6 protein-coding genes and 1 tRNA gene are annotated in these 6,573 nt (G+C 66.2%); 2 read left to right on the forward strand and 5 right to left on the reverse strand.

Annotated elements, in window-relative coordinates:
* Positions 1 to 10 precede the first annotated feature (10 nt).
* The 5 genes from ACE3UA_RS16800 to ACE3UA_RS16820 form a co-directional block, all read right to left on the reverse strand.
* Complete coding sequence (locus ACE3UA_RS16800; RefSeq protein WP_374647181.1) at positions 11 to 1,264, reverse strand: ABC transporter permease; 1,254 nt, start codon at positions 1,262 to 1,264, stop codon at positions 11 to 13.
* A 57-nt stretch (positions 1,265 to 1,321) separates the two neighbouring features.
* Positions 1,322 to 2,389, reverse strand: a complete 1,068-nt coding sequence (locus tag ACE3UA_RS16805) for an ABC transporter substrate-binding protein (RefSeq protein WP_374647183.1) — start codon at positions 2,387 to 2,389, stop codon at positions 1,322 to 1,324.
* Positions 2,390 to 2,530: 141 nt separating this feature from the next.
* Positions 2,531 to 3,598, reverse strand: a complete 1,068-nt coding sequence (locus ACE3UA_RS16810) for an ABC transporter substrate-binding protein (protein WP_374647185.1) — start codon at positions 3,596 to 3,598, stop codon at positions 2,531 to 2,533.
* Positions 3,599 to 3,659: 61 nt separating this feature from the next.
* Positions 3,660 to 4,760, reverse strand: coding sequence for an ABC transporter ATP-binding protein (locus ACE3UA_RS16815; protein WP_374647187.1), 1,101 nt, complete (start codon positions 4,758 to 4,760; stop codon positions 3,660 to 3,662).
* A gap of 276 nt (positions 4,761 to 5,036) precedes the next feature.
* Positions 5,037 to 5,123 (reverse strand) — tRNA-Leu (locus ACE3UA_RS16820).
* A 140-nt stretch (positions 5,124 to 5,263) separates the two neighbouring features.
* On the opposite strand from ACE3UA_RS16820, the gene lipB reads away from it, so the two are divergent.
* On the forward strand, positions 5,264 to 5,926 hold the full coding sequence (gene lipB, locus ACE3UA_RS16825; RefSeq protein WP_374647189.1) for a lipoyl(octanoyl) transferase LipB: 663 nt from the start codon (positions 5,264 to 5,266) through the stop codon (positions 5,924 to 5,926).
* 105 nt (positions 5,927 to 6,031) lie between these two features.
* Positions 6,032 to 6,451, forward strand: coding sequence for a cytochrome c family protein (locus tag ACE3UA_RS16830; protein WP_374647191.1), 420 nt, complete (start codon positions 6,032 to 6,034; stop codon positions 6,449 to 6,451).
* The last annotated feature ends 122 nt before the right edge of the window (positions 6,452 to 6,573 follow it).

Raw genomic sequence — 6,573 nt, forward strand, 5'->3', positions numbered from 1 at the left:
GGGTTCCTCCTTAGCCGAGCTTCAGCCGGTCGATGCCCACCAGCCGGTCGTAAAGCCAGTACAGCACCAGGATCGCGGCCAGCAGCATGCCCGCGATGGCGGCCGCCAGCGACCAGTTGGACTTCGACATGTGGAAGCTGATGAGGTTGGAGATCAGCTGGCCATCCGCGCCGCCGACCAGGGCGGGGGTGATGTAGTAGCCGACCGCCAGGATGAAGACGAGAAGCGAGCCGGCGGCGATCCCCGGCAGGGTCTGCGGCAGGTAGACCCGGCGGAAGGTGGTCCAGCTGGTCGCCCCCAGGCTGCGCGCCGCGCGGGCATAGCTGGGCGGGATCACCCGCATCACCGAGTAAAGCGGCAGGATCATGAAGGGCAGAAGCACATGCGTCATCGCGACGATGGTGCCGGTCATGTTGTACATCATCGTCAAACGGCCCTGATCGTCGATCAGCCCCAGCCCGACCAGCATGTCGTTGACGATCCCCTGCTCTTGCAGCAGCGCGATCCACGAGGTCGTCCGCACCAGAAGCGAGGTCCAGAACGGCAGGAGGACCAGGATCATCAGAAGCGAGGACTTCGCCATCGGCAGCGTCGCCAGGAGATGCGAGACCGGGAAGGCCAAAAGCAGGCAGATCACCGTGATGATGCCCGAGACGAGGAAGGTCTTGAAGAAGAGGTAGAGATAGATCCGCTCCTTGTCGCCGCCGCGCGTCCAGCCGTCGTCGGACAGCTTCATGTCGGCCGCGACCTTGTAGAACTCGGAGGTATAGGCGTTCGAGGCCGAGGCCATGCCGCGCCACAGCGCCGGCTTGGCCCAGGCCGGATCCACCGCCAGCAGCGCCTCCTTGAAGGGCGGGACCAGATCCTTGGCCTCGCGCGCGCCTTTCTTGAACATGCTGATCGTGCCGGGCACGGAATAGTTGATGCGGGTCCCCGCGATGCCGGTGGTCTTCTCGCCCTGCATCCGGGCCAGGTCCTGCACCAGGGCGGCATAGGCCTCCTCGGGCGGATCGGCCGGGTCGAAACCGGGGTTGGCCCCGAACCAGGCGACCAGCGCCGGGGCCGAGGCGGCAAAGCCGTCATGCTCCACCGAGCGTTTCAGCATGTAGCCGATCGGCACGAGGAAGGTCAGCAGCACGAAGAACAGCAGCGGCAGCACCAGAAGGAAGGCCCGGCGCCTGGCGCGCGCCTGGGCGGCGGCCAGCGCGGCCTTCAGCGGGCGGCCATCGGCGGTTTTCAACAGTTCGGAAGTGGCCTCGGCCATGCCTGCCTCATGCTATGGGCCGGGCGCGGGGTCGGTCCCGCGCCCGGGATCACCGGATTACTGCGACAGCCAGGCCTGGAAACGCTCGTTCAGCTCGGAGTCGTGATCGACCCAGAACTCCGCCGAGGTTTCCAGCGCGTTGGTCATGTTCTCGGGCGAGGTCGGCAGATGCGGCGCCATGACCGTCTTGCCGTCCTTGAAGATCAGCTCTTCCTTCATCGACGACTTGCGGGCCGGGCCATAGGAGATCTGCTGGGCAGAGGCGCGCAGGCCCTCGGTCGAGGTGGAGAAGCGGATGAACTCCAGCGCCTGTTCCATGTTCGGGGTGCCCTTCGGGATCACGAACATCTCGTTCTCGTAGATCTGGCCGTCCCAGACGATCTGGAAGGGCTTGCCCTCGTTCTGGGCGGCGGCGAAGATCCGGCCGTTGTAGGCGGTGGTCATCGCCACCTCGCCATCGGCCAGAAGCTGCGGCGCCTGGCTGCCGGCTTCCCACCAGACCACGTCCTTCTTGATCGTGTCCAGCTTGGCGAAGGCGCGCTCGACGCCCTCGGGGGTGCTGAGCACGGCATAGACTTCCGAGGCGGGGACGCCGTCGCCCATCAGCGCGAATTCAAGCACCGACTTGGCGCCCTTCCTCAGGCCGCGCTTGCCGGGAAACTTCTCGAGGTCGAAGAAATCGGCCACGGTCTTCGGACCCTCGGGGAACTTGGAGGTGTCATAGGCGAAGATGTTCGCCCAGACGTCGGTCGAGACGCCGCATTCGGTCACCGCGCCGGGGATGAAGTCTTCCGCGGCCGGGGTGCCGTCCGAGCCGGCCGGCAGGGTGCTGGCGTCGATCGGCTCCAGGATGCCCTCGTCGCACAGGCGGATCGCATCGGCATATTCGATGTTGGCGACGTCGACGGTGACGTTGCCCGATTCCACCATCGCCTTGACCGGGGTCGCCGGATTGTCGCTGTCCACCATGATGGTGTTGATGCCGGTCTGGGCCATGAACGGCTTCACGAAGGCTTCGGTCTGCGCCTCGCCATAGGCGCCACCCCAGGACATGACCGTCACGTCGGCATTGGCGGCAAGGCCAAGGCTGACCAGCGCGGTCGTCAGGATGAGGGTCTTCTTCATGTGGTTCTCCCTGTGTTCACATGTCTTCGGTCCCGAGCTTTCGTCGTGGACCGTCAGTAGTCAAGCGGGCCGGTCCGGCGGCTCTTGCCGGGGCCGCGCCGGACGCGGGAAGCATTCTCTCCCCGCGTCCGGATCATCGGATCACTGCGACAGCCAGGCCTGGAAGCGTTCGTTGAATTCCGCGTCATGGTCGACCCAGAACTCGGCCGAGGTCTGCAGCGCGTTCGCCATGTTCACCTCGGCCGTCGGCAGGTGCGGGCCCATCTCGGTCTTGCCGTCCTTGTAGATGATCGGATCGACGTTGGCCGACTTGCGCGGCGGGCCGTAGGAGATCAGCGCCGCCTGGCTCCGCAACCCCTCGGTCGAGGTGGCGAAGCGGATGTAGTCCATCGCCTGTTCCACGTTCGGCGCGCCCTTCGGCACGACATACATCTCGTTCTCGTAGGTCTGGCCGTCCCAGACGATCTGGAAGGGTTTGTTCTCTTCGATCGCGGCGGCGAAGATCCGGCCGTTATAGGCGGTGGACATCACGACCTCGCCGTCGGCCAGAAGCTGCGGCGGCTGGGCGCCGGCTTCCCACCAGACGACCTCCGCCTTGATGGTGTCGAGCTTGGCGAAGGCGCGGTCCACGCCCTCGGGGGTGGCGAGCGTCGCGTAGACATCGGCCGGGGCCACGCCATCGGCGATCAGGGCAAACTCCAGGTTCGCCTTGGCCGCCTTGATCAGGCCGCGCTTGCCGGGGAACTTCTGAAGGTCGAAGAAATCGGCGGCGGTCTTCGGGCCTTCGGGGAACTTGGTGGTGTCATAGGCGTAGATGTTCGCCCAGATGTCGGTCGAGACGCCGCATTCCGTGACCGCGCCGGGGAAGAAGTCCTCGGCGGCCGGGGTGCCGTCGGCGCCCGCGGGCAGCGAGGCGGCGTCGATCGGCTCGAGCAGGCCCTCGTCGCACAGGCGCGCGGCGTCGGCATAGGTCACCGAGGCGACGTCGACCGTGACGTTGCCGGCTTCGACCATCGCCTTGACGGCGGGGGCCGGGTCGGGAGCATCGACCATGGTCACCTTGTTCCCGGTCTTGGCGGACCAGGGCTGCAGATGGCCTTCGTTCTGGGCCGCCCCGTAGGAGCCGCCCCATGACAGGACCGTGATATCGGCCTGGGCGGCAAAGGCCACCCCGACGAGCGCGGTCGAGAGAACCAGGATCTTCTTCATCCGTTAACTCCGTGTTACGGCTCTGCATTGTCCGCCGGAAGCGGCGGCAATATCGCGGCGATCAGGGGTCCAGGGCGCGGGCGTCCTGGGGATGCCAGCCCACCTTGATCTTCTGGCCGGGGGCAAGCCTGGTCTGCCCCAGCGTGTTGCGCATCTTCATCACGAAATCGTCCGACCCCGCGACCCGCAGGACCACCCGCAGGATGTCGCCCATGTAGATGATCTCCAGCACCTCGGCGTCGATCATGTGGGCGCCGGCGGGCATCATCTCGGGCTTGAATTCCACCCGCTCGGGCCGGATCGAGACCAGCGTCTTCTGGCCCTTCTCCTTGACGTTGACGGCGGTGGCGTCGATCAGCTCTCCGGTCGAAAGCCGCACCAGCGCCTTGTCGCCGGTCAGTTCCTCGATCATGCCGGGCAGCTTGTTGTTCTCGCCGATGAACTGGGCGACGAAGCTGTTGTCGGGCCGCTCATACAGGTCGGCGGGGGGCGCGAGTTGCTGGATGCGGCCGTCGTTGAACACGGCGACGCGGTCCGACATGGTCAGCGCCTCGCCCTGGTCGTGGGTCACGTAGACCACGGTGATGCCAAGGTTCTCGTGCAGGTGCTTGATCTCGAACTGCATGTGCTCGCGCAGCTGCTTGTCCAGCGCGCCCAGCGGCTCGTCCATCAGGACGAGCTTGGGGTCGAACACCAGGGCGCGGGCCAGGGCGATCCGCTGCTGCTGGCCGCCGGACAGCTGCGCCGGGCGGCGGTTGGCGAAGGCGCCCATCTGCACCATGTCCAGCGCGCGCTTGATCTTGGCATCGCGCTCGGACTTCGACATGCCGCGCACTTCCAGCGGGAAGGCGAGGTTCTCGCCCACCGTCATGTGCGGGAAAAGCGCGTAGTTCTGGAACACCATGCCGATGCCGCGCTTGTGCGGCGGGACCTGGTTGATCGGGCGGCCGTCGAGGCGGATCTCGCCGTTGGTCGCGGTCTCGAACCCGGCCAGCATCATCAGGCAGGTGGTCTTGCCCGAGCCCGAGGGGCCCAGCATCGTCAGGAACTCACCCTTGCCGATGGCGAGGTTCAGGTCCTTCACGACCAGACTCACCCCGTCATAGCTTTTCTGAACGTGTTCGAATGCGACGAAAGCGTCGTTGCGGGGCTCAACCGTCACCCGTGTCTCCCTGATGGCTCGGGCGCTGCGGCGCCTTCTGTCTTGATTCGACTAAATCGAAACGTGTTCTTCTTTGCAACGCACTTTTTGGGACCGCCCGGCATGGATGCGACAGGATTCGACCCTCTTGCGTCACAAAGGCCGTCATTCGTGTCGGATTTGCCTGTAAAATGCCGGGTTTGGTCGCGACAAGGCGGCAAAGCGCGCCACGGGCCGAAATGGCAAAGGGCGCGGGGATGTCGCCCCGCGCCCTTCGCTATCGTTCCCCGGCAATCCTGGTGCGGATGAAAAGACTCGAACTTTCACTCCGGTTAAGGAACAGCGACCTCAACGCTGCGCGTCTACCAATTCCGCCACATCCGCACGGGATCGCCGGGAACGGGTGCTAGATAGCGGCAGTCGGCGGGGATGAAAAGGGGGATTCTCACCACCATCGCCCCGCGCTTGCATTCGGCGCCAAGTTGCGCGCATGACAGGCCGGAAGCTGCATCGGAGTACATCCCGTGGTCGCATGGCGGCACCTGCCGGGCCTCTCGCCCTATCCCGAAACCCTGGCCGCGATGGAGGCGCATGTCGCCGCCATGACCGAAGGCCGCGCGGGCGAGGAGATCTGGCTGCTGGAGCATCCGCCCCTCTACACCGCCGGCACCTCGGCGCGCCCCGAGGATCTGGTCCAGCCCGACCGTTTCCCGGTCTATCCGGCGGGGCGCGGCGGGCAGTATACCTATCACGGACCGGGCCAGCGGGTGATCTACTGCATGCTCGACGTCAAGGCGCGCGGCCAGGACGTGCGCTGCTTCGTGCGCGAGCTGGAACGCTGGGTCATCGACACGCTGGCCGAGTTCAACGTGACCGGAGAGATTCGCGACGGCCGCGTCGGCGTCTGGGTGCAGCGCCCCGACCGCCCCGGCCCCGACGGCAAGCCGGCCGAGGACAAGATCGCCGCCATCGGGATCAAGCTGCGCCGCTGGGTCAGCTTCCACGGCATCTCGATCAACGTCGAGCCGGACCTGTCGCATTTCGACGGGATCGTCCCCTGCGGCATCCGCGAGCATGGGGTGACCAGCCTGGTCGACCTTGGCCTGCCGGTCACGATGGCCGACCTCGACGCGGCCCTGGTCGCGACCTTCCCGCGCCGCTTCCAGGGCGCGGAATGCGCGGTCTGACGGCGGATAGCGTGCGGCTGCTATTGCATAACAGCGGTCCCGCCTCCCATCTTCCACCCGAGGCAAGGCCCGCCCTGCCCGCTGACATGTGAGGACATCCAGACCATGAAGAGCTTCCAGCTTCTCGCCGCCGCCGCCGCCGCCGCCCTGATCGCGGCCGCCCCCGCCTTCGCGGCCGATCCCGCGGCGGGCGAGAACGGGTTCAAGAAATGCAAGGCCTGCCATTCGATCGTGGCCCCCGACGGGACCGAGATCCAGAAGGGCGGCCGGACCGGGCCGAACCTCTATGGCGTGATCGGCCGGCCCGTCGCCTCGGAGGCGGGCTTCGCCTATGGCGATTCGATCGCCGCCCTCGGCGCGACCGGCGCGGTCTGGGACGCGGCCAGCCTCGCGGCCTATATCGCCAATCCGGCCGACTACCTGAAGGCCGCGCTCGGCGACGATGCGGCCAAGTCGAAGATGTCGTTCAAGCTGGCCTCGGGCGGCGAGGACGTGGCCGCCTATCTGGAATCGGTCGCGCACTAGGCTGTGAACTCATAAACGGGATTTCCGCGGGTTCTGAAGCGTGATTCACTCGCCTCGATGGAGGTGGTGATGGCGCGTTTTGATCTTTCGGACTTCGAATGGGATCTGATCCGAGCGCTGCT

Origin of the sequence: Tabrizicola sp., from assembly GCF_041919135.1 — a bacterium.
Taxonomy (GTDB): Bacteria; Pseudomonadota; Alphaproteobacteria; order Rhodobacterales; family Rhodobacteraceae; genus Tabrizicola.